Origin of the sequence: Streptomyces sp. NPDC058758 (assembly GCF_042746075.1) — a bacterium.
In the GTDB taxonomy this organism is placed as follows: Bacteria; Actinomycetota; Actinomycetes; order Streptomycetales; family Streptomycetaceae; genus Streptomyces.
On sequence record NZ_JBHYPS010000006.1, the window covers coordinates 16,736 to 38,254 of the forward strand.

The 21,519-nt window shown below is 74.6% G+C and carries 17 protein-coding genes; 10 read left to right on the forward strand and 7 right to left on the reverse strand.

Annotated features, from left to right (window positions below; genetic code table 11):
• Nucleotides 1-126: 126 nt before the first annotated feature.
• Nucleotides 127-2,325, forward strand: a complete 2,199-nt coding sequence (locus ACFW6A_RS09875; RefSeq protein ID WP_386639720.1) for an RICIN domain-containing protein — start codon at nt 127-129, stop codon at nt 2,323-2,325.
• 9 nt (nt 2,326-2,334) lie between these two features.
• On the opposite strand, the gene ACFW6A_RS09880 is transcribed toward ACFW6A_RS09875, so the two are convergent.
• The 3 genes from ACFW6A_RS09880 to ACFW6A_RS09890 form a co-directional block, all read right to left on the reverse strand.
• The gene (locus ACFW6A_RS09880) at nt 2,335-4,266 is read right to left on the reverse strand and encodes an ABC transporter permease (protein ID WP_386639723.1); all 1,932 of its coding nucleotides are present in this window, start codon (nt 4,264-4,266) and stop codon (nt 2,335-2,337) included.
• Between the two features lie 110 nt (nt 4,267-4,376).
• Nucleotides 4,377-5,162: a molybdate ABC transporter substrate-binding protein gene (gene modA / locus ACFW6A_RS09885; protein WP_351850120.1), complete on the reverse strand. Its 786-nt coding sequence runs from the start codon at nt 5,160-5,162 to the stop codon at nt 4,377-4,379.
• A 41-nt stretch (nt 5,163-5,203) separates the two neighbouring features.
• On the reverse strand, nt 5,204-5,596 hold the full coding sequence (locus ACFW6A_RS09890) for a molybdopterin-binding protein (protein ID WP_386478755.1): 393 nt from the start codon (nt 5,594-5,596) through the stop codon (nt 5,204-5,206).
• A gap of 277 nt (nt 5,597-5,873) precedes the next feature.
• Between ACFW6A_RS09890 and ACFW6A_RS09895 the strand changes: the two genes are divergently transcribed.
• The 7 genes from ACFW6A_RS09895 to ACFW6A_RS09925 all read left to right on the forward strand — a co-directional run bounded on the left by ACFW6A_RS09895 (nt 5,874) and on the right by ACFW6A_RS09925 (nt 14,496).
• A complete protein-coding gene (locus tag ACFW6A_RS09895; RefSeq protein WP_351850123.1) occupies nt 5,874-7,022 on the forward strand; it encodes a helix-turn-helix domain-containing protein in 1,149 nt (382 codons plus the stop codon).
• 158 nt (nt 7,023-7,180) lie between these two features.
• Nucleotides 7,181-8,464, forward strand: coding sequence for an NAD(P)/FAD-dependent oxidoreductase (locus ACFW6A_RS09900; RefSeq protein ID WP_386639728.1), 1,284 nt, complete (start codon nt 7,181-7,183; stop codon nt 8,462-8,464).
• A 327-nt stretch (nt 8,465-8,791) separates the two neighbouring features.
• A complete protein-coding gene (kdpF, locus tag ACFW6A_RS09905; protein ID WP_123452475.1) occupies nt 8,792-8,881 on the forward strand; it encodes a K(+)-transporting ATPase subunit F in 90 nt (29 codons plus the stop codon).
• 8 nt (nt 8,882-8,889) lie between these two features.
• A complete protein-coding gene (kdpA, locus tag ACFW6A_RS09910) occupies nt 8,890-10,554 on the forward strand; it encodes a potassium-transporting ATPase subunit KdpA (protein ID WP_351850127.1) in 1,665 nt (554 codons plus the stop codon).
• The gene (kdpB, locus tag ACFW6A_RS09915) at nt 10,551-12,656 is read left to right on the forward strand and encodes a potassium-transporting ATPase subunit KdpB (protein ID WP_351850129.1); all 2,106 of its coding nucleotides are present in this window, start codon (nt 10,551-10,553) and stop codon (nt 12,654-12,656) included. Before kdpA ends, kdpB begins: the two co-directional genes overlap by 4 nt.
• A gap of 5 nt (nt 12,657-12,661) precedes the next feature.
• Complete coding sequence (locus ACFW6A_RS09920) at nt 12,662-13,312, forward strand: potassium-transporting ATPase subunit C (protein WP_351850130.1); 651 nt, start codon at nt 12,662-12,664, stop codon at nt 13,310-13,312.
• Between the two features lie 71 nt (nt 13,313-13,383).
• Nucleotides 13,384-14,496: a winged helix DNA-binding domain-containing protein gene (locus ACFW6A_RS09925; protein ID WP_351850132.1), complete on the forward strand. Its 1,113-nt coding sequence runs from the start codon at nt 13,384-13,386 to the stop codon at nt 14,494-14,496.
• A gap of 32 nt (nt 14,497-14,528) precedes the next feature.
• Here ACFW6A_RS09925 and ACFW6A_RS09930 read toward each other — a convergent pair whose 3' ends face one another.
• Entirely contained in the window at nt 14,529-15,350 is an 822-nt protein-coding gene (locus ACFW6A_RS09930) for a LuxR C-terminal-related transcriptional regulator (RefSeq protein ID WP_351850134.1), read from the reverse strand.
• 96 nt (nt 15,351-15,446) lie between these two features.
• On the opposite strand from ACFW6A_RS09930, the gene ACFW6A_RS09935 reads away from it, so the two are divergent.
• On the forward strand, nt 15,447-17,129 hold the full coding sequence (locus tag ACFW6A_RS09935) for an AMP-binding protein (RefSeq protein WP_351850136.1): 1,683 nt from the start codon (nt 15,447-15,449) through the stop codon (nt 17,127-17,129).
• Nucleotides 17,126-18,721 (forward strand): AMP-binding protein, encoded by a 1,596-nt coding sequence (locus tag ACFW6A_RS09940; RefSeq protein ID WP_351850137.1) that lies wholly within the window; start codon nt 17,126-17,128, stop codon nt 18,719-18,721. The genes ACFW6A_RS09935 and ACFW6A_RS09940 overlap by 4 nt, the downstream gene beginning before the upstream one ends.
• Here ACFW6A_RS09940 and ACFW6A_RS09945 read toward each other — a convergent pair.
• From ACFW6A_RS09945 to ACFW6A_RS09955, 3 genes are all read right to left on the reverse strand, one after another.
• Complete coding sequence (locus tag ACFW6A_RS09945; protein WP_386639732.1) at nt 18,718-19,311, reverse strand: GNAT family N-acetyltransferase; 594 nt, start codon at nt 19,309-19,311, stop codon at nt 18,718-18,720. The two genes, ACFW6A_RS09940 and ACFW6A_RS09945, sit on opposite strands and share 4 nt — an antisense overlap.
• Before the next feature lie 18 nt (nt 19,312-19,329).
• A complete protein-coding gene (locus ACFW6A_RS09950; RefSeq protein ID WP_386639735.1) occupies nt 19,330-20,091 on the reverse strand; it encodes a TIGR04222 domain-containing membrane protein in 762 nt (253 codons plus the stop codon).
• Between the two features lie 91 nt (nt 20,092-20,182).
• Entirely contained in the window at nt 20,183-21,274 is a 1,092-nt protein-coding gene (locus ACFW6A_RS09955) for a hypothetical protein (RefSeq protein WP_386639738.1), read from the reverse strand.
• Nucleotides 21,275-21,519: the final 245 nt, after the last annotated feature.

Below are 21,519 nucleotides of genomic sequence, written 5' to 3' on the forward strand. Positions count from 1 at the left end.
CGGAACAAGGGATCCGGCGGAGTCGCCCCTCTTGTTTTACCGGTCAAATGCGCTCTAGGGTCCGTGCCACCAGCGCCCGGCTCCGCCACCCAGGGAGTACCCGTGCACCTTCCGCGCAGCAGATTCGTGAGCACGCTCGCCGCGGCGGCCCTCGCCGTGACCGGCGGCTCGGCCCTCGCCGCCGCCCCACCGGCCGCGGTCGCCCCGGAGACCACCGCCACCACCGCCGCCTACACCGTCACCGTCGGCGCCAAGGGCACGTGGAACCGCCCCGACGACACCCCCGCCAGCCCGTACGTCGACAAGGACGGCACCTTCTACTACCAGCAGGCCCACGCCCTGTACGGGGCGAACGACCCCCGCAAGTGGACCTTCTACACCGGCACCGACTTCGATTCCGCCAACCGCTCCGCCGCCATCAGCGACGCCGTGAACCCGGCGAACCCCGCCGACCGCAACGACGACACCACCTGGCGCTGCAACAACAGCCCCACCGGCGTGGAGTCCACCCCCGCCCCGGCCGGCAGCGGCTACGCCCACCGCAACTACTGCGACCTGACCGGCCTGTGGGTCGACCCGGACACCGGCGACTGGTACGGCCTCGTCCACAACGAGTTCACCCCGCAGCCCTTCGCCGACGGCGTCCACTACGACGGCATCGACTACGCGGTCTCGAAGGACCAGGGCCGGACGTGGACCGTCAAGGACCACGTCATCACCTCGCCGTACAGCACGAAGCGCGGCGACACCGCCGCCTTCCCCCAGCAGACCTACCACTACGGCACCGGCGACCCCCGGCTCTTCGCCGACACCGCCTCCGGCTACTTCTACGCCTTCTACGGCTCCCGGATCGTCAACAAGGGCGGCGGCTGGGCCGCCTTCTACGGCCACGTCGCCCGCGCCCCGATCTCCGGCAAGATGGCGCCCGGCACCTGGCGCAAGTGGTACGACGGCGCCTGGTCCCAGCCCGGCGTCGGCGGCCGCGAGTCCACCATGGTCCCGGTCGGCTCCGGCTCCACCACCGGCTACGTGCCGCCCGCGAAGGAGTACGACCCGGCGAACGGCGGCTCCGTGGCCCAGCAGGTCGCGGCCGGCCTGACCCCCGCCACCTCCCCGCTCTTCGTCATGGACATCACCTACAACGCCCACCTCGGCCTGTACGTCGGCGAGCCGCAGGCCGTCGACCAGAGCGGCAACGCCCCGCAGGAGCTGTACGCCACCGCCGACCTCACCACCCAGAAGTGGTTCCGCCTCGGCGACACCGGCTCCTACCGGACCGCGTCCTGGTACCGCTGGTTCCTCGACAGCGGCAGCAGGACCGGCTCGGGGATCGTCGGCAAGGACTTTCGCGCCTACTGCTCCTTCGGCTGCTCCGGCGGCGCGAGCGGCGAGTACGTCAACCTGAGCATCGGGACGAACGAGCCCGCCGCCCCGGTCGACACCGGCCGCGCCTACCGGATCGGCGCCGGCGGCCGCGTCCTCGCCCAGGTGTCCGGCGGCTCCGCCACCACGTCCACGGCGGCCCCCACCGGCTCGGCGCTGGAGCACTGGACCTTCACCGCGAAGGGCGACGGCTCCTACCGCATCGCCAACGCCGCCACCGGCGGCCTCCTCGGCGTCGCCTCCACCGGCGCCGCCACGCGCGCGTGGGGCACGAAACCGACGGTCACGGCGGCGGCCTCCGGCGTCGGACAGGACTGGTGGGTCGTCCCCGGCGCCTCCGCCGCCGACAACGCCCCCACCGGCACCGTCAAGCTGGTCAACCGGCACAGCGGCCTCGTCCTCGGCCTCTCCGCCGCCCCCGGCCGGCCGGCCGAGACCACCCCCGCCCGCAGCTGGACCGACACCACCGGCAGCCCGGTCGGCGGCGGCCGCACGGCCGCCGAGCAGTCCCTCTCCCTCACCCCGGTCGGCGACGCCCCGCGGACCGTCACCCTCACCACCGGGGGCAAGGCCCTCGACGTCCCCGACAGCAGCACCGCCGACGGCACCGGGCTCGTCACCTGGACCCCGAACGGCGGCGCCAACCAGAAGTGGACCCTGACCCGGCAGACCGACGGCGCCTACGAGCTGCGCAGCGCCTCCTCCGGCAAGTGCGCCGACGTCGAGAACGGCTCCATCGCCGCCGGCGCCCGGATCGTCCAGTGGACCTGCCACGGCGGCGCCAACCAGCGGTGGACCCTCACCGCGCTCCCCGACGGCACCTCCACCCTCGCCTCCGTCCGCAGCGGCCTCCTCCTGACCACTGCGTCCTCGGGGAACGGGGCCCAGGTCACCCAGCAGCCGGACACCGGGACCACCCGCCAGCGCTGGACGATCGGCTGAGACGGGGGCTCAGAGGACGACGACCGTCGTCTCCGTCGCCTTCACGCTCGTCCACACGGACACCCCGTCGGCCAGGCCCAGCTCGGCCGCGGCCCGCGGGGTGATCTCGGCGACCAGGTCGGGCGCCTCGGCGGAGGTGACCAGGACCCGCAGCCGGCTGCCGCTGGCGGTGATCTCCCGTACGGTCCCGGGCCAGACGTTCCGGGGGCTGCCGGCGGGCCGCTCGCGGTGCACGGACACCGCCTCGGGCGCGACGATCGCCAGCGCCGGGGTGCCCGGCGGCGGGGGCTCGGCCGCGACCAGGGTGCCGCCGCCGTCGAGGGCGAGCCCCTCGGGGGTGGCGGTGCCGGGCCAGGCGTTGCGGCCGAGCATCCGGGCCACCCAGGGGGAGCGGGGGTGCCGGGTGACCTCGGTGGGCGAGGCGTCCTGGAGGGCTCGGCCCCCGTCCAGGACGAGGACCCGGTCGGCCAGCGAGACCGCCTCCACCGGGTCGTGGGTGACGAGCAGGCAGACGCCGCCGAAGCCGGCCAGATGGGTGCGCAGCGTGTGCCGGACGTGGGCCCGGGTCGTCTGGTCGAGCGCGGCGAGCGGTTCGTCGAGGACCAGCAGCCGGGGCCGGGCGGCGAGCGCCCGGGCCAGTGCCACGCGCTGCGCCTGGCCGCCGGAGAGCTGCGCGGGCCTGCGGTGGGCGAGGTGGCCGACGCCGAGCCGGTCGAGCCACGCCCGGGCCTCGCGGCGGGCCCCGGCGCGCGGGACGCCCTGGGCGCGGAGCCCGTAGGCGGTGTTGGCGAGGGCCGTCAGGTGCGGGAAGAGGGCACCGTCCTGCGGCACCCAGGCGACCCGGCGCCGGTGCGGCGGCAGGGCCGTGACGTCCGTGCCGCCGAGGGTGAGCGTCGCGTGCGCCCGGGGGGTGAGGCCCAGCAGGGCGCGCAGCAGGGTGGTCTTCCCGGCGCCGTTGGGTCCGACGACGGCGATGGTGGTGCCGGGGTCGGCGTCGAGGGTGAGGGCGGTGAAGCCGGTGACCTCGGCGTGCAGCGGCCAGCGTCCGCCGGACGGGGCGGGCGGGGCGGCGGCGGACGGCGGCTCCGCCGGGGCCGGCTCCTCGGCGGGCGCGGCGCCCGGCCGCCGCCGCTCGGCCGGGAGGCCCGTCCACCGGCCGCGCAGCGCGATGAGCACGCCCATCGCGATGGCGAGCAGCAGCAGCGAGACCGAGGTGGCGGCCTCGGGCTCCTCCTGGAGCAGCAGATAGACCCGGAGCGGCAGCGTCTGGGTCGTGCCGGGCAGGTTCCCGGCGAAGGTGATGGTGGCGCCGAACTCGCCCAGCGCCCGCGCCCAGGTCAGGGCCGCGCCCGCGATCACCCCGGGCGCCACCATCGGCAGGGTCACCGTGAAGAAGACCCGGAGGGGTGAGGCGCCGAGGGAGGCCGCGGTCTCCTCGTACCGGGGCCGCAGTCCGCCGAGCGCGCCCTCCAGGCTGATGACGAGGAAGGGCATGGCGACGAAGGTGGCGGCGAGGACGGCGCCGGAGGTGTGGAAGGGGAGGGTGACGCCGAGGGCCGAGTGGAGCCAGGGGCCGAGGAGGCCGCGCCGGCCGAAGGCGAGGAGCAGCGCGACGCCGCCGACGGTCGGCGGCAGGACCATGGGCAGCAGCACCAGGGAGCGGACGAAGGCCTTGCCGCGGAACGGCACCCGGGCCAGCAGCCAGGCCAGCGGCACCCCGAGCAGCAGGGAGAGGCCCAGCGCCCAGAAGGACACCACCAGGGACAGCCTGAGCGCCTCGACGGTGCCCGGCGAGGTCAGGTGGCCGGCCAGCTCGCCCCATTCGGTGCGGACGAGGATGCCGGCCAGGGGCAGGGCCAGGAAGGCCACGCCGAGCAGCGCGGGCAGGGCCAGCGCGAGCGGGGGGCGGGCGCCGGAGGCGGGTGCGCCGGTTCGTTTCATCGTGGTTCCCGAGGACGCGTCGCGGTTTCCGAGGGGTGGGGCGGGGGCGGGAGGGGCCGACCGTTCCCCCGGGACGGCCGGCCCCTCACGAGCGGTGGGGTCCCGGTCGGCTAGGGCTTCTGGAAGCCGGCGTCCCGGAGGATCCCCTGGGCCTCGGGAGAGGAGAGCCAGGCGACGAACGCGGTGGCGGCCCCGGCGTTCCCGGAGCCCTTCAGCGTGGCGGCCGGGTACTGGGCGATCGCGTTCCGGTCGTCGGGGATCTCGACGGCGTCGACCTTGTCCTGCGCGCTCCGGGCGTCGGTCCTGTAGACGAGCCCGGCGTCGGCCTCGCCCATCTCGACCTTGCCGAGCACGGCGCGGACGCTGGGCTCCTGGGAGACCGGCCTCACCGTGACGCCCTGCTTCTCCAGGATCTGCTCGCTGTACTTGCCGGCCGGTACCTCGGGGGCGGCGAGGACGACCTTCAGCTTCGGGTCGGCGAGGTCCCTCAGGTCGTCGATCCGGTGCGGGTTGCCCTCGCCGGTGGCGATGACGAGCCGGTTCTTCGCGATGACCGTCGGGGTGCCGGTGTCGGCCTTCGCCTTGTCCATGCTCTTGGTGTCGGCGGTGACCAGGACGTCGGCGGGCGAGCCCTGGGAGACCTGGGCGACGAGCTCCTGGGAGCCGGCGAAGGAGAAGGTGAGCTCCGTGCCCGGGTGGGACTTCTCGTACGCGGCGCCGGCCGTCTCGAAGACGTCGGTGAGCGAGGCGGCGGCGAGCACGGTCAGCTTCGTGCCGGCCGGGCCGGCGGCCTTGTCCTCGGAGCCGTCGCCGCAGGCGGCGAGCGGCAGCAGGAGGGCGGCGGTGAGGACGGCGCCGGCGGCGCGGCGTCCGGCGGGGGCGAGGGCGCGTGACATGGGGTCGGTGCTCCTTGGCGGGGCGGAAGACGGACGAGGGCTCAGGTGCGGTCGATGTGCACGCTGGTCGACTTCACGCGGGCGGTGGCCCGCATGCCGACTTCCAGTCCCAGCTCCTCCACGGCCTCCCGGGTCAGCAGGGAGACGAGGCGGTGCGGACCGGCCTGGATGGTGACCTGGGCCGCGACGTCACCGAGCTTGATCGCCGTGACGATCCCCGGGAACGCGTTGCGGGCCGAGGTGTAGGAGGCGTCCTCCTCCTCGTCGCTCTGCGCGAGTTCCGTGGAGAAGGCCGCCAGCGACCGGCCGTCGATCACGCGCCGGCCGCTCTCGTCGCGGTGGGTCTCGATCCGGCCCGCGTCGGCCCAGCGCCGGGCCGTGTCCGGGCTGACGCCCAGCAGACGGGCGGCCTGCCCGATGGTGTAGGACTGCATGTGCGACACGCTAGGGCCGTTCTCCTCTCATCTGCAACAAGCTTGTGGGACCCTCCATGGCGCATGCGAGGTGGCTGGAGGAAGCGATGAGCGGAACCCGCCCCCGGTCTCACCCCTCGGACGAACCGGCCCCCGGCGCCCCGGACGGCGCCCTCGGCCGGAGGGGCGGTCCAGAGCCGTTCTGCTCCTGCCGCCGCGCATTTACGATGTGCCGACCCGCATCCCCCTCGCGCATGCGGACCCGGGCCCGTCCCGCGACCGCGCTAGGAGCCCCCGTATGCACGTCGACCCCCTCCTCCGCGACGCGCTGCCCGCCCGCGTCCGCGTCGAGCTCGACCGCGCCCTCGACACCGGCGCCCCGGTCGCCGAGCTGCTGGACCGGGCCCTCGCCCCTCTCGGCACGCCCGCCTGCCACCTGCTGACCGCCAGCGGCCGCACCCTCGCCCGCACCGCCACCGCCCGGGCCGAACTCCCCGCCCCGCGTGCCGCGGAGCTGCTGCGCGCCGGGCTCGGCGCCACCGTGCGCGTCGACGGCGACGGCACGGTCTTCGACGCCTGGCACCTCCACCTGCCGGAGCCGGAGCGGGTGCCGCCGGGCGCCCTCCGGGAGACGGCCGAGCTCCTCGGCCGGCACCGCCGCCTCGACGACCGGCGGCGCGCCGCCCGCGCGGACGCCGCGGGTGAACTCGCCGCCGCCGTGGACGCTCCGGTCGCCGACGCCGCCCGGCTGCGGACCGCCCTCGCCGCCTGCGGTCTGGCCGAGGCGCCCGCGTACACCGTCGTCGCGGCGGCCCTGGCGCCGTCCGGCGGGCCGGGCGAGGCGGCCGCCGCGCTCGCCGAGGCGCTGGCCCATCTGCCGTCCGCCGCCCACGCGGTCGCCGGCGGGAGCGGCGGGGAGGCGACCGCGGTCGTCGCCCGCGACCCGGACGCCGGGTACGACGTACGGGCCCTGCTCGGCGAGGTGTGGCCGCTGCTGCCCGCCTGCCGGCCCGGCGCCGTGCCGTACGCCGGGGTGAGCGGGCCCGTCGACGCCCCGGAGCGGCTGGCCGCCGCCCTGGCCCAGGCCCGGCACGCCCTGGCCGCGGCGCGGGCCGCGGGACCGGCGGCGCCCCGGGTCGCGGGCCTCGGGGACCTCGACGGGCTGGGGGCGCTCCTCGCGGGGGTGCCCGCCGAGGTGCGGGAGGTGTACCGCGTGACGGTCCTCGGGCCGCTGCTCGGCACCGGACGGGGGGCGGGGGCGATGCTCCTGGACACGCTGGAGGCGTTCCTGGCGCACGACTGCTCGTGGGCGCGGACCGCCGGGGCCCTGGGCGTGCACGTCAACACGGTCCACTACCGCGTCGGGCGGATCGAGGCGCTGACCGGGCGGGACCTGTCCCGCCTCGACCACAGGGCCGACCTGCGCGCGGCGCTGCTCTGCCGCTGACGGGCGCCGCCCGGCGCGGCCGGGGCGCGTCGCGGGGGCCCCGGCCGGTTCCGTCCGGGCGGCCGGGGCGACGACGGAGCGGCCCCCGGCCCTTGACAGCACGGTCATGCCCCTGACAGGAGTGGGAACACTTCACACACCCAGGGGGCGATCAGCGCATGACCGAGCCCGACACCGCACCGTCCGGACGGCAGCCGGACGGCACCTACGACGTCGTCATCGCGGGGGCCGGCCTCGCGGGCTGCGCGGCGGCGATCCTGCTCGCCCGCCGGGGGGTGCGCGTCGCCCTGCTGGAGCGCCGCTCCGACCCCGGCGCGTACAAGGTGCTCTGCACCCACGCCCTCACGGCCTGCGCCCACCCGGTGCTCGACGAACTCGGCCTCCTCCCGGACCTGGAGAAGGCCGGAGCCGTCCGCAACGAAGCCCGCTGGTACACCCGCTGGGGCTGGATCGTGCCGAAGGCGGCGCCGGGCGGCCCCGAACTCCCGTACGCGTACAACGTCCGCCGCTCCACCCTCGACCCGCTCATCAGGTCCCACGCCGCCCGGACCCCCGGCGTCGACCTGCTCCTCGGCCACCGGCTCACCGGGCTGCTCCGGGAGGGCGGCCGGACCGCCGGCGTCCGCGTCACCACCCCGGAGGGCGAGCGGGAGCTGCGCGCCCGGCTGGTGGTCGGCGCCGACGGCAAGGACTCGGCCGTCGCCGGACTCGCCGGCATCCCCACCCGGCGGTACGAGAACGGCCGCTTCGGCTACCTCGCGCACTACCGCGGCCTGCCGCTGCCCGGCGGCATCGGCCAGACCTGGTTCCTCGAACCCGACATGGCCTACTCCTTCCCCAACGACGACGGCGTCACGGTCCTCGCCGTCCTCCCCGACAAGAAGCGCCTCCCCGCCTTCCGGGAGGACCTGGAGGGCAGCTTCGAGGCCTTCGTCCGCGCCCTGCCCGAGGCGCCCCCCATCGACTCCGCCGAACGCGTCTCGAAGATCATCGGCACCGTCGACTACCCCCTGGTCACCCGGGAGCCCACCGCCCCCGGCATCGCCCTCGTCGGAGACGCCGCCCTCACCGGCGACCCCCTGTGGGGCGTCGGCTGCGGCTGGGCGCTCCAGACGGCGGACTGGCTGGCCGGAGAAGTGGCCCCCGCCGCGGCGGGCCACGGCGACCTCGACCGCTCCCTGGCGGCCTACGCCCGCGTCCACCGCCGCCGGCTCCGCCCCCACCAGCGGCTGGCCGTCGACTTCGCCCGCTCCCGCCCCTTCAACCCGATCGAGCGCCTCATGTTCGCCGCCGCCGCCCGGGACGCGGCGGCCGCCCGCCACATGTACCTCTTCGCCTCCCGGCTGATCGGCCCGCTCGGCTTCCTCGACCCGCGCTCCGTGACCCGGGCGGTCGTGGTCAACCTCCGCCACCGGACCCGGAGGTCCCGGCCCGCGGCGTGATGCCCCGGGGCCGCCGCCCGCGCCTCCCTCCACGACCACGGGGCGCACCTGCGCCACGCCCTCGGCCTCGCCGTCCGCCCGGGCGTCCCCGGGGCCGGCCCGCTGCGCGAGCGCCTCGCGTAGGGGACGCGTCAAGAGGGGCGCCCCGGGCGTCAGAGCGGCGTCAACGGCGGCGGCGGGCGGCCGGAAAGGCTGTTTCCTCATCTCGTCAGAGAATCCGCCTTTCCTTCTTCTCCGGGAGTTCACGATGGCCGACGTGGCCTTCGTCGTCACCACGGTCGCGGTCTTCGCGCTGGTGGCCTTCATCGCCAAGGGGGTGGCGAAGCTGTGAGTGCCGAAAACGTCGTCGGCCTGCTGGTGGCCGCCGCCCTGCTGGGTTACCTCGTCCTCGCGCTGGTCAAGCCGGAGAGGTTCTGAGCACGGCCATGAGTCCTGTTCTCGCTGGGATCCTCCAGCTTCTGGCGCTGGTCGTCGCCCTGGGCCTGTCGTACCGGCCGCTGGGCGACCACATGGCGCGCGTGTACTCCTCGAAGAAGCACCTGCGGCCCGAGAAGTGGGTCTACAGGGCGATCGGCGCGCATCCGTCGGTGGAGATGCGCTGGCCCGCCTATCTGCGCGGGGTCCTCGCCTTCTCCGCGGTGAGCGTGCTGTTCCTGTACCTGCTCCAGCGGGTGCAGGGGGTGCTGCCGGGGTCGCTGGGGTTCGTGTCGATCGATCCGGACCAGGCGTTCAACACGGCGGCGTCGTTCGTGGCCAACACCAACTGGCAGTCGTACTACGGCGAGCAGGCGATGGGCCACGTCGTGCAGACCGGTGGCCTGGCGGTGCAGAACTTCGTGTCGGCGGCCGTCGGCATGACGGTCGCGGTCGCCCTCGTGCGGGGTTTCGCCCGGTCCCGTACCGGTGAACTGGGCAACTTCTGGGCGGATCTGGTGCGGGGCGTCGTGCGGATCCTGCTGCCGATGGCGGTGGCCGGCGCCCTGGTGCTGGTCGCCTGCGGGGCGATCCAGAACTTCTCCGGGATCCACGAGGTCGGGCAGTTCGGCGGCGGCACGCAGCAGTGGAACGGCGGAGCGGTGGCCTCGCAGGAGGTCATCAAGGAGCTGGGCACCAACGGCGGCGGCTACTTCAACGCCAACTCCTCCCACCCCTTCGAGAACCCCAACGGGCTCTCCAACCTCTTCGAGATCTATCTGATCCTGGTCATCCCGTTCGCGCTGACGCGGACCTTCGGCCGGATGGTCGGATCGCTCCGGCAGGGGTACGCGATCCTCGGCACGATGGCGGTGATCTGGATCGGGTTCACCGCGCTGATGATGTGGACCGAGTTCGCGGGCAGGGGCCCGGCGTTCGAGGTCGCGGGCGGGGCGATGGAGGGCAAGGAGACCCGCTTCGGGATCGCCGGCTCGTCGCTCTTCGCGGTGGCCACCACGCTGACCTCGACGGGCGCGGTGAACTCCTTCCACTCCTCGTACACCGGTTTCGGCGGCGGCATCACGATGCTGGGCATGCAGCTCGGCGAGATCGCGCCCGGCGGTGTCGGCTCGGGCCTGTACGGCATGCTGATCATGGCGGTCATCGCGGTGTTCCTCGCCGGACTGATGGTCGGGCGCACGCCGGAGTACCTGGGCAAGAAGATCGGCACGCGGGAGATCAAGTTCGCCGCCTGCTACCTCCTGGTCACCCCGGCACTCGTGCTCTGCTTCACGGCCGCCTCGTTCGTCCTGGACACCCCGGCGCACTCGATGACGAACTCGGGCGCGCACGGCTTCTCCGAGATCCTGTACGCCTTCACCTCGGGCGCGAACAACAACGGTTCGGCGTTCGCGGGCCTGAACGCCGACACGCAGTGGTTCAACACCACGATCGGCATCGCGATGCTGCTGGGCCGCTTCCTGCCGATGGTGTTCGTCCTCGCGCTGGCCGGCTCGCTGGCCGAGCAGCAGCCCGTGCCGGAGACGGCGGGCACGCTGCGGACCGAGAAGCCGCTGTTCACCGGCCTGCTGGTCGGCACGATCATGATCATCGCCGGTCTCACCTACTTCCCGGCCCTCGCGCTGGGACCGCTCGCCGAAGGGCTCGCAGCATGAGCACCACCACTCCCACCCGCCCCCCGAAGACCGGGGAGCCCGCCGGCCGGCCGGCCGGGGCCGGACGCGTCGGCGGCGGCCTGTTCGACCCCCAGCAGCTGCTCGCGTCCTTCCCGGACGCGCTCAGGAAGCTCGACCCGCGCGTGATGGTCAAGTCGCCGGTGATGTTCGTGGTGCTGGTCGGCTCGGTGGTCACCACCGCACTGGCGATCAAGAATCCGGGCGACTGGTTCGGCTGGGCGATCACCGCCTGGCTGTGGCTGACCACGGTCTTCGCCAACCTGGCGGAGGCGGTGGCCGAGGGCCGGGGCAAGGCCCAGGCCGACACCCTGCGCAAGGCCAGGACCGACACGATCGCCCGCCGGCTGACGAGGACGGGCGAGGAACGGGTCCCCGGGACCGGACTGCGCGTCGGCGACCTGGTGGTCTGCGAGGCCGGGGACGTCATCCCGGGCGACGGGGACGTAGTCGAGGGCGTGGCGAGCGTGGACGAGTCCGCGATCACCGGCGAGTCCGCGCCCGTGATCCGCGAGTCCGGCGGCGACCGGTGCGCGGTCACCGGCGGCACCAAGGTCCTCTCCGACCGCGTCGTCGTCAGGATCACGACGAGGCCCGGCGAGACCTTCATCGACCGGATGATCGGCCTGGTCGAGGGCGCGGCGAGGCAGAAGACGCCGAACGAGATCGCCCTCAACATCCTGCTGGCCTCCCTCACCGTCGTCTTCCTGCTCGCCGTCGTCACGCTCAAGCCCTTCGCGATCTACGCCGGGGCCGACCAGCAGACCTCCCTGATCGTCCTCACCGCCCTCCTCGTCTGCCTCATCCCGACCACGATCGGCGCGCTGCTCTCCGCGATCGGCATCGCCGGCATGGACCGGCTCGTCCAGCGCAACGTGCTGGCCATGTCGGGCCGCGCGGTCGAGGCGGCCGGCGACGTGTCCACGCTGCTGCTCGACAAGACCGGCACGATCACCCTCGGCAACCGCCAGGCCTCGGAGTTCGTCCCCGTGCGCGGAACCACCGAGGCCGAGGTCGCCGACGCCGCCCAGCTCTCCTCCCTCGCGGACGAGACGCCGGAAGGCCGCTCGATCGTCGTCCTCGCGAAGGAGAAGTACGGCCTGCGCGAGCGCCACCGGGGCGAACTGTCCGGCGCCGACTGGATCGGGTTCACCGCCCAGACCCGCATGTCGGGCGTCGACGTGGACGGCCGCAAGGTGCGCAAGGGCGCGACCGGTTCGGTCGTCGCGTGGGTGAAGGAGCAGGGCGGCAGCGTCGCCGAGGACGCGCAGGCGCTCACGGACCGTATCTCCCAGGCCGGCGGCACGCCGCTGCTCGTGGCGGTGCGCGACGACAAGGGCGCGCGGGTCCTCGGCGTCGTCCACCTCAAGGACGTCGTCAAGGAGGGCATGCGGGAGCGCTTCGACGAGCTGCGCCGCATGGGCATCAAGACGATCATGATCACCGGTGACAACCCGCTGACCGCGAAGGCCATCGCCGAGGAGGCCGGCGTCGACGACTTCCTCGCCGAGGCCACCCCCGAGGACAAGATGGCCCTCATCAAGCGCGAGCAGGCCGGCGGCAAGCTCGTCGCGATGACCGGCGACGGCACCAACGACGCCCCGGCCCTCGCGCAGGCGGACGTGGGCGTGGCGATGAACACGGGCACGTCGGCCGCGAAGGAGGCCGGCAACATGGTCGACCTCGACTCCGACCCGACCAAGCTCATCGAGATCGTCGAGATCGGCAAGCAACTCCTCATCACCCGGGGAGCCCTGACGACCTTCTCGATCGCCAACGACGTCGCGAAGTACTTCGCGATCATCCCCGCGATGTTCGCCGTCGCCTACCCGAGCCTCGACAAGCTCAACATCATGGGCCTGCACTCGCCCGAGTCCGCGATCCTCTCCGCCGTGATCTTCAACGCGCTGATCATCATCGCCCTCGTCCCGCTGGCGCTGAAGGGCGTGCGCTACCGCCCGTCGAGCGCCGACTCGATGCTGCGGCGCAACCTCGGGATCTACGGACTCGGCGGCCTGGTCGCCCCGTTCGCCGGCATCAAGCTCATCGACATGCTCCTCACCCTCGTCCCCGGAATCGGCTGACCACGATGAACAACGCAGCGGCGAACACCGGCCGCGTCCTCTGGGCGGGCCTGCGCGCCCTCCTCGTCCTCACCCTCGTCTGCGGCGTCCTCTACCCGCTCGCCGTCACCGGCATCGCCCAACTCGCCTTCCCCGGAAGGGCGAACGGCTCCGAGATCAAGGACGCGAGCGGGAAGGTCGTCGGCTCCGAACTCATCGGCCAGACCTACCTCGACGGAGACGCCCCGGACCTGCGCTGGTTCCAGCCCCGCCCCTCCCACGGCCTGGGCACCAACAGCGTCAACACCCGGTACTCGATCATCCTGTCCGGAGCCACCAACCGCTCCGGCGACAACGCCGGCCTGATCCGGTGGGTGACGGACGCCAAGGCCGCCGTCGTCAAGGACAACTCCACCGCCGACCACCGGGTGAAGCCCTCCGACGTCCCCGCCGACGCCGTCACCTCCTCCGGCTCCGGCCTCGACCCGCACATCTCCCCGGAGTACGCGAAGCTCCAGGTCCACCGCGTCGCCGAACGCAACGAACTCGACGTCGCGACGGTCGAGAAGCTGGTCGCCGACCACACCGACGACCGGATCCTCGGCTTCATCGGCGAACCCCGCGTCAACGTCCTCGCCCTCAACACCGCGCTCAAGGACCTGACGGACGGCACCTGACCGACCCGCCCCCCCCGAGCCGCACGCCCATGAGGACGGAAACCGTCCTCATGGGCTTGTAGCGTCGCCGCATGGACTCGCTCCCCCCGGTCTCGCGCCGCGCCCTCGGCCGCGCCACCCTCGCCCGCCAGCTGCTGCTCACGCCCTCGCCGCTCGGACCCGAGGAGGCCGTGCACCACCTGCTGGGGCTCCAGGCGCAGAACACCAAGCCGCCGTACTACGCCCTCGCGGCCCGCCTCGACGGCTTCCGGCCCGAGGCCCTGTCCGCCCTCATGGAGTCCCGGGCCGTCGCCCGGATCGCCACCCTGCGCTCCACCGTCCACACCCACACCGCCCGCGACGCCGTCGCCCTGCGCGCCTTCGCCCAGCCGGGCGCCCTCGACCGGGGCACCGCCCTCTCCGGCCGGAAGCTCGCCGGCGCCGGCGTCGACCTGGACCGGCTCGGCGCGCTCGCCCGCGACTTCGTCGAGGCGGAGCCCCGTACGCCCGGGCGGATCCGCGAGCGGCTGCTGGCGGAGTGGCCGGACGCCGACCCCGAGGCCCTGGTCATGTACGTGCGGTGCCTGCTGCCGCTCGTCCAGGTCACCCCGCGCGGGCTGTGGGGCAGGAGCGGGCAGGTCGCGCTGACCACCACCGACGTGTGGTTCGGCGGCCGGACGCACGGGCCCGCCGACGCCGACGAGACCGTGCTGCGCTACCTCGGCGCCTTCGGACCCGCCTCCGTCAAGGACATGCAGACCTGGTGCGGGGTGACCCGGCTGCGGCCCGTCTTCGAGCGGCTGCGGCCCCGGCTGCTCGTCCTCCGGGACGAGGACGGCACCGAGCTCTTCGACCTGCCCGACGCGCCCCGCCCGGACGCCTCCGTCCCGGCTCCGCCCCGCCTGCTGCCCGAGTTCGACAACCTGCTGCTCTCGCACGCCGACCGGCGCCGCTTCGTGCCCGACGCGTACCGGGGCCGTACCTGGACCGGCAACCAGGCCCACCGCGTCCTCCTCCTCGACGGGTCCGTCGCCGGACTCTGGTACCTGGAGGAGACCGGGAAGCGGGTGACCCTCACCGTCGCGCCCTTCGGCCGGATCGGCCGGGCCGACCGCGCCGGGATCACCACCGAGGCCGAACGCGTCCTGAGCCTCACCGTCCCCGAGGGGGACGCCTACGACCTGGCCTTCCGCACCGGGGAGTGACCGGCACCGGGGCCGGGAGGGCGCGGCGGCGCCTACGGCAGCGCGCCCGCCCGGCGGGCCGCCACCACCGCCTCCAGACGCGTGTGCGCGCCCAGTTTCCGCATCGCCGAGCGCAGGTAGCCCTTGACGGTCTCCGGGCGCAGCCCGAGCCGCTGGGCCGCCGCCGCGTTCGTCGCGCCCGAGGCGACCGCCGCCAGGACGTCCGTCTCGCGCGGGGTCAGCGTCACGCCGGGCACCGGCGCCGGGACGCCGGCCGCGGACTCCAGGCGCCCGCAGACGGCGAGCAGCCGGGCCCGCAGCTCCGCGTCGCCCACCCGCGGGGCCAGCGCGCGCAGCTCCCCGTGGGCGCGCCGCACCTCCTCCCACGACGGGCCCGGCGCCTCCGCCGGCTCCACCGGGCGCCGCGCCTCGTCCCGCACCACCAGCGCCTGCTCCACGTCCCGGGCCGCCGCCACCGCCGCGTCGAGGACCCGGTCGCCGAGCGGCAGCGCGTCCCGCAGCGCCCCGTACAGCACTCCGCGCACCTGCCGGCGGACGACCACCGGCACCGCGACCACCGACCGCAGGCCCTCCGCCGACACCGGCAGGTCGTACTCGTGGGTGATGTGCCGGGCCACCGGGTAGTCGGTGACCGCGCAGGGCCGGGCCAGCGCCAGGCACTTCCCGCCCAGGCCGTTGCCGGGGGAGACGGTCAGGCCCCGGAGCGCCGGCGTCACCGTTCCGTGCAGCTCGGCGATCCGCAGCGGCAGCCCGCCGTCCTGCACCAGGCCGCCGAAGACCACGGGCAGCCCGCTGCCGCGCCGCAGCCGCACCAGCGCGGCGCGCAGCTCCACCGCTTCGATCCGCTCGGACACGGAAGAACACCACTCCTTCACCCCCGAACGGGGGTAGTGAGATCCGGGTCACCGATTACACGATGGGCGGGACCGGTCCCGCAACGAGGAGGACACATGACGGCTACCAGCGCGACCGAGGAGTTCCGGGCCGCCCGGGACTTCCTGCTCCGGCACCGCGAGGACTACGCGGCGGCCTACGGCGGCTTCGCCTGGCCCCGCCCCGAGCGGTTCAACTGGGCGCTGGAGTGGTTCGACGTCATCGCCGAGGGCAACGACCGCACCGCCCTGCACATCGTCGAGGAGGACGGCTCCGAGACGAAGGTGAGCTTCGCGGAGATGTCCGCCCGCTCCAACCGGGTCGCGAACTGGCTGCGCGCCCAGGGCGTCCGCGCCGGGGACCGGATCATCGTGATGCTGGGCAACCAGACCGAGCTGTGGGAGACCATGCTCGCCGCGATGAAGCTGCGCGCCGTCGTCATCCCCGCCACCCCGCTCCTCGGCCCCGCCGACCTCCGCGACCGGGTCGAGCGCGGCCGGGCCCGCCACGTGATCGTCCGCTCCGAGGACACCGCCAAGTTCGCCGACGTGCCCGGCGACTACACCCGCATCTCGATCGGCGGCGACGGGGTGAACTGGCTGGGGTACGAGCACTCCGCCCGCGAGCCGGACGTCTTCGAGCCCGACGGCGTCACCCTCGCCCACGACACCCTGATGCTCTACTTCACCTCCGGCACCACCGCCCGCCCCAAGCTCGTCGAGCAGAGCCACACCTCCTACCCGGTGGGCCACCTGGCGACCATGTACTGGATCGGCCTCAAGCCCGGCGACGTGCACCTCAACATCTCCTCGCCCGGCTGGGCCAAGCACGCCTGGTCCAACCTCTTCGCCCCCTGGAACGCCGAGGCGACCGTCTTCATCCACAACTACACCCGCTTCGACGCGGGCCGGCTGATGGCCGAGATGGACCGCCACGGCGTCACGTCCTTCTGCGCCCCGCCCACCGTGTGGCGGATGCTCATCCAGTCCGACCTCGGCCGGCTGGCCACCCCGCCGCGCGAGGTCGTCGCCGCCGGCGAGCCGCTGAACCCGGAGGTCATCGAAGCGGTGCGGCGCGCCTGGGGCGTCACCATCCGCGACGGCTTCGGCCAGACCGAGACCGCCGTCCAGGTCTCCAACAGCCCCGGCCAGCGGCTCAAGGAGGGCTCGATGGGCCGCCCCAGCCCCGGCTACGCCGTCACCCTCGTCGACCCGGTGACCGGCCGGCCCGACGCGGCGGAGGGCGAGATCTGCCTCGACCTGTCCACCCACCCGGTGGGCCTCATGACCGGCTACCACGGCGACCCGGACAAGACGGCCGAGGCGATGGCCGGCGGCTACTACCGCACCGGCGACATCGGCACCCGCGACGAGGACGGCTACATCCACTACGTGGGCCGGGCCGACGACGTCTTCAAGGCGTCCGACTACAAGATCAGCCCCTTCGAGCTGGAGAGCGCGCTCCTGGAGCACGAGGCCGTCGCCGAGGCCGCCGTCGTCCCCGCGCCCGACCCGCTGCGGCTCGCCGTCCCGAAGGCGTACGTCGTCCTCGCCGAGGGCTTCAAGCCGGACGCGGAGACCGCGCGGGCCCTCTTCGCCCACTCGCGGGCCGTGCTCGCCCCGTACAAGCGGGTCCGCCGCATCGAGTTCGCCGAGCTGCCCAAGACCGTGTCCGGCAAGATCCGGCGGGTCGAGCTGCGCCGCCTCACCGCCGAAGGGGCCTCCACGGGGCCGGAGTTCACCGAAGGAGACCTCTCGTGACCGGCACGGAACCCTCGTACGCCCACGGGGCGGCGGACACCCCGCTCCTCGGCGACACCATCGGCGCCAACCTCGACCGGGCCGTCGCCGCCTGGCCCGACCGCGAGGCCCTGGTCGACGTGGCCGCCGGACGCCGCTGGACCTACGCCGAGTTCGGCGCCGACGTCGACCGGATCGCGGACGCGCTCCTCGGCAGCGGCGTCCGCAAGGGCGACCGGGTCGGCATCTGGGCGGTGAACCGGGCCGAGTGGGTCCTCGTCCAGTACGCCACCGCCCGCGTCGGCGCCGTCATGGTCACCATCAACCCCGCCTACCGCGCCCACGAACTCGCCTTCGTGCTGCGCCAGTCGGGGATCTCGATGCTCTTCGCCTCGCTCGCGCACAAGACCAGCGACTACCGCGCGATGGTCGAGGAGGTGCGCGGGGAGTGCCCGGAGCTGAGGGAGGCGGTGTACTTCGGCGACGCGAGCTGGGACGCCTTCACGGCCCGCCCCTCCGGCGGACACGTCCCCGAACCCCTCTCCGCCGACGAACCGGTCAACATCCAGTACACCTCGGGCACCACCGGCTTCCCGAAGGGCGCCACCCTCTCCCACCACAACATCCTCAACAACGGCTACTTCGTGGGCGAGATGATCGCCTACACCGAGCGGGACCGGATCTGCGTGCCGGTGCCCTTCTACCACTGCTTCGGCATGGTCATGGGCAATCTGGCGGCCACCTCGCACGGCGCCTGCATCGTCATCCCGGCCCCGTCCTTCGACCCGGCCGCGACCCTCCGGGCCGTCCAGGAGGAGCGCTGCACCTCCCTCTACGGCGTCCCGACCATGTTCATCGCGGAGCTGAACCTCCCCGACTTCGCCGCCTACGACCTCTCCACGCTGCGCACCGGCATCATGGCGGGCTCGCCGTGTCCGGTGGAGGTGATGAAGCGGGTGGTCGCCGAGATGAACATGGCGGAGGTGTCGATCTGCTACGGCATGACGGAGACCTCGCCGGTCTCCACCCAGACCCGCCGCGACGACGACCTGGAACGGCGCACCGGCACCGTCGGCCGGGCCCTGCCGCACATCGAGGTGAAGGTGGTCGACCCGGCCACCGGCCTGACCGTGCCGCGCGGCACCGCGGGCGAGCTGTGCACCCGCGGCTACAGCGTGATGCTCGGCTACTGGGACGAGCCCGCCAGGACCGCCGAGGTCGTCGACGCGGGCCGCTGGATGCACACCGGCGACCTGGCCGTGCTCCGCGAGGACGGTTACGTCCAGATCGTCGGCCGCATCAAGGACATGATCATCAGGGGCGGCGAGAACGTGTACCCGCGCGAGATCGAGGAGTTCCTGTACGGCCACCCCAAGATCGCCGACGTGCAGGTCGTCGGCGTCCCCGACGAGCGGTACGGCGAGGAGATCCTGGCCTGCGTGATCCCGCGCGACCCGGCCGACCCGCCCACCCTCGACGAACTCACCGCCTTCTGCCGCGACCGCCTCGCCCACTACAAGGTCCCCCGCCGCGTGGAGATCCTCACCGAGTTCCCCATGACGGTCAGCGGCAAGGTCCGCAAGGTGGAACTGCGCGAGCGGTACGGCTCCTAGGGCGCGGCCGGCTCGGTGACCGCGGCGGGCCCGGCGGCCTCCACGGGCGCGGCGGGCTCCACCGGCTCGGCCGGCCGTTCCAGCTCGCGGCGCATGCAGACGCGGGGCCAGGCGGCCAGGCCGTGGGCGGCCTCGGCGCGGCTGATGGCGCGCAGGCCGTCGGTCAGGGCCGGGTCGGTGTCGGCGAGGGGGCGGAAGCCGAGCCGGGCGTAGTAGGGGGCGTTCCACGGGACCCGGGCGAAGGTCGTCAGGGTCAGGGCCGTCAGGCCCTGCTCCCGGGCGGTCTCGGCCAGGTGCTCGATCAGCGCCCGGCCGACGCCCCGGCGGGCCGCGTCCGGGTGGACGGAGACCTGCTCGATGTGGGCGGCGCCGTCGACGGTGTCCGCGAGCAGGTACCCGACGGGCCGGTCGGCCCCGTCGACCGCCACCCACGCCCGGCCCGCCGAGCGGTACCCCTCCAGCACGTCCAGCGGCAGGGGCTCGTCGTCGGCGATCGCCGTCATCCCGAGGGCGCGGAAGGGTTCGCCCGCCGCGCGTTCGATGGACCGGAGCAGCGGGAGTTCGGCCGGTGCGGCCACTCTGATGCGCATACGCCAGTATGCCCCGGCTCAGTGCCCGTCGGGCGGCCGGCGGTCGAACAGGCCTCCGTCGCGGGAGAAGCGCGGCAGGAACAGGGCCAGCGCGGGGTCCCCGTACAGCGCCACGTACAGCCGGACCAGGCGGCCGTCCGTCACCTCGCACCGGTGCGCGGGCAGCGGGTGCCGGTCCCGCAGCTCGGACAGGAGCCGCCGGGCGGCCCGGGTGGCGGGCGGCAGCCGCCACAGCGCGACGGCGGCCGGGAGGACCGGCACCCCGGCGGCCAGGACGAGCGCGGGCCCCGGCCCGTCCCCCGCGGCGGCGCCCGCGAGGAGCCCGGCGGCGAGCGTGACGGGAGCCGCGGCCAGCAGCAGCCGGGCGGCGCGGCGGCGCCCCGGCGGGCGCAGCAGCCCCGCCCGCCCCAGCTCGGCCCGCAGGCCGTCGACCGCGCGGCGCGCCTCGGGGCGCAGGACGAGCGCCCGCAGCGCCAGGGCGTTGCGCAGCGAGCGGTGGACGCCGAGCTGGACGGGGTCCCGGGTCCTGCCCGGTCCGCCGTTGGCCCGAATCGTGTGCTTGCGTCCCGCCGCGACCGCCCCGCGCTGGTGCAGCGCGACCAGCGCGACCGTCACCGCGGCCCGCGGTCCGCCCCGCAGCAGGGCCAGCGCCTCCGGCCCGGTCGCCGCGTCCGCGGAGCCCGTGACGGCGCCGCGGGCGCGCAGCAGCGCCGCCGCCAGCAGCAGTTCGGCCCAGGCGGCGCAGGCCGCCGCCGCGCACCACCACGTCCCCGTCCCCATGCCGTCCACCCCCCAGGGTGTTTCTGCCCGGGGGAGCGTGATCATCACGCGTGGATGGCCGGATCCGTTCGCACGGACGGTCCGGTGCGGGTCAGACGGCGCCGCCCGAGGTCAGTTCGTCGGCCGCGTTGTTCACGGGCTGCGGTGTGCCGGTGAGGTCGAGGACGAAGAGCGGCAGCCCTATCTCGGCGGCGCGGGACCGGGCCTCGGGGGTGTATCCGGCGAGCGAGAAGAAGATGCCGACGGCGGAGGCGCTGAGGCCGTTCAGCCACAGGCACTCCACGGCCCGCAGCCCGGCGGGCCGGGTGCTGGGGTCGACCTGGGCGACGAGCCCGGGCCCGCGCAGGTCCACCCCGGAGGAGTGCCGGTCCTCCGGCTGCACGATCTCCCGGAAGCCGAGCCAGTGCAGGTACGACGCCGCCGCGGCGACCGCGTCCCGCGCCGTCCTGATCGTCACCGGCCGGAACGCGCCCCGCGCCGGGGCGGGCCGCGGCGCGGTCGGCGGCAGCGGGATGTGCGCGGGGTAGCGCTCGGCGAAGGACCGCGGCGACGCCCCGAACCAGTCCGAGACGGGCGCGGCGGGCGCGGCGGGCCGCTCACCGAAGCCTCCGTCGCCGGGCCGTGCACCGGTGCTTCCGTCGCCGGGCCGCCCCTCGGTGCCCCCGTCCTCCGGCCGGCCGCCGGGGCTCCGGTCGCCGGGTGGGTGGCCGTCACCGTCTCCGGCGACGCCGGGTCCGCCGCGTTCCTCCTCGGGGGCCGGGTCCGCCGGGGCGGTGAGGGGGACGGCCGGGTCGGCGAGGGGCCCGGGGCCGGCGGAGCCGTCCGGTGCGTACGCCGCGGGGCCGTGCCCCTCGGAGCCGTACCCCTCCTCGGGCGCGGCGGCCGGCCCGGGGACCGCGGTCCGCAGCCCCGGCGGGTCCCCGGCCGGGGCGACCGCGATCCGCAGCACCGCCCCGCAGGCGCAGCCCAGCTCCGGCTGGGGCCACTCGTCCTCGCGGCCGCAGGCGGCGCAGCGCACGGTGACCCAGCCGTCCCGCCAGGTCCGGTGCCGGATCGGTTCGGCGGGCGCGTCCGGGAGCAGCGGTGCGGCGACCGGGCTGCCGCAGGCGCAGGGGAAGACGGGGGCCGCGTACGTATGACTCCGGCGGCACTCCGGGCAGCGCACCGAGACCGACTCACCCACACCGAACCCCCTCTTCCCGTCCGCCCATCGTCCACCAATCCGGCCGCGCGGGGGTGCGACTTCGGCCATCGGGAGGGGCGCGCAGGGGTTCTCAGGGGGTCGCCGGTGCCCGTCTGGCGGGCGGTCCCTTGACGGCTTCCCGGCCCCGACCTACATTGCTTCCGTATAGCAGAACAGTTCTTCCGCATTACGGAAACAGGATCGGGCGGCCCGCCCGGTTCCTGCGACCGACCGGCCGAAGCAGG

Excerpts from the sequence above, each read along its gene's own strand:
- ACFW6A_RS09880 (WP_386639723.1), bottom strand. The coding sequence starts at position 4,266 with ATGAAACGAACCGGCGCACCCGCCTCCGGCGCCCGCCCCCCGCTCGCG.
- kdpA (WP_351850127.1), top strand. The coding sequence starts at position 8,890 with ATGAGTCCTGTTCTCGCTGGGATCCTCCAGCTTCTGGCGCTGGTCGTC.
- ACFW6A_RS09935 (WP_351850136.1), top strand. The coding sequence starts at position 15,447 with ATGACGGCTACCAGCGCGACCGAGGAGTTCCGGGCCGCCCGGGACTTC.
- ACFW6A_RS09925 (WP_351850132.1), top strand. The coding sequence starts at position 13,384 with ATGGACTCGCTCCCCCCGGTCTCGCGCCGCGCCCTCGGCCGCGCCACC.
- ACFW6A_RS09895 (WP_351850123.1), top strand. The coding sequence starts at position 5,874 with ATGCACGTCGACCCCCTCCTCCGCGACGCGCTGCCCGCCCGCGTCCGC.
- modA (WP_351850120.1), bottom strand. The coding sequence starts at position 5,162 with ATGTCACGCGCCCTCGCCCCCGCCGGACGCCGCGCCGCCGGCGCCGTC.
- ACFW6A_RS09950 (WP_386639735.1), bottom strand. The coding sequence starts at position 20,091 with ATGGGGACGGGGACGTGGTGGTGCGCGGCGGCGGCCTGCGCCGCCTGG.
- ACFW6A_RS09945 (WP_386639732.1), bottom strand. The coding sequence starts at position 19,311 with ATGCGCATCAGAGTGGCCGCACCGGCCGAACTCCCGCTGCTCCGGTCC.
- ACFW6A_RS09890 (WP_386478755.1), bottom strand. The coding sequence starts at position 5,596 with ATGCAGTCCTACACCATCGGGCAGGCCGCCCGTCTGCTGGGCGTCAGC.
- kdpB (WP_351850129.1), top strand. The coding sequence starts at position 10,551 with ATGAGCACCACCACTCCCACCCGCCCCCCGAAGACCGGGGAGCCCGCC.
- ACFW6A_RS09900 (WP_386639728.1), top strand. The coding sequence starts at position 7,181 with ATGACCGAGCCCGACACCGCACCGTCCGGACGGCAGCCGGACGGCACC.
- ACFW6A_RS09920 (WP_351850130.1), top strand. The coding sequence starts at position 12,662 with ATGAACAACGCAGCGGCGAACACCGGCCGCGTCCTCTGGGCGGGCCTG.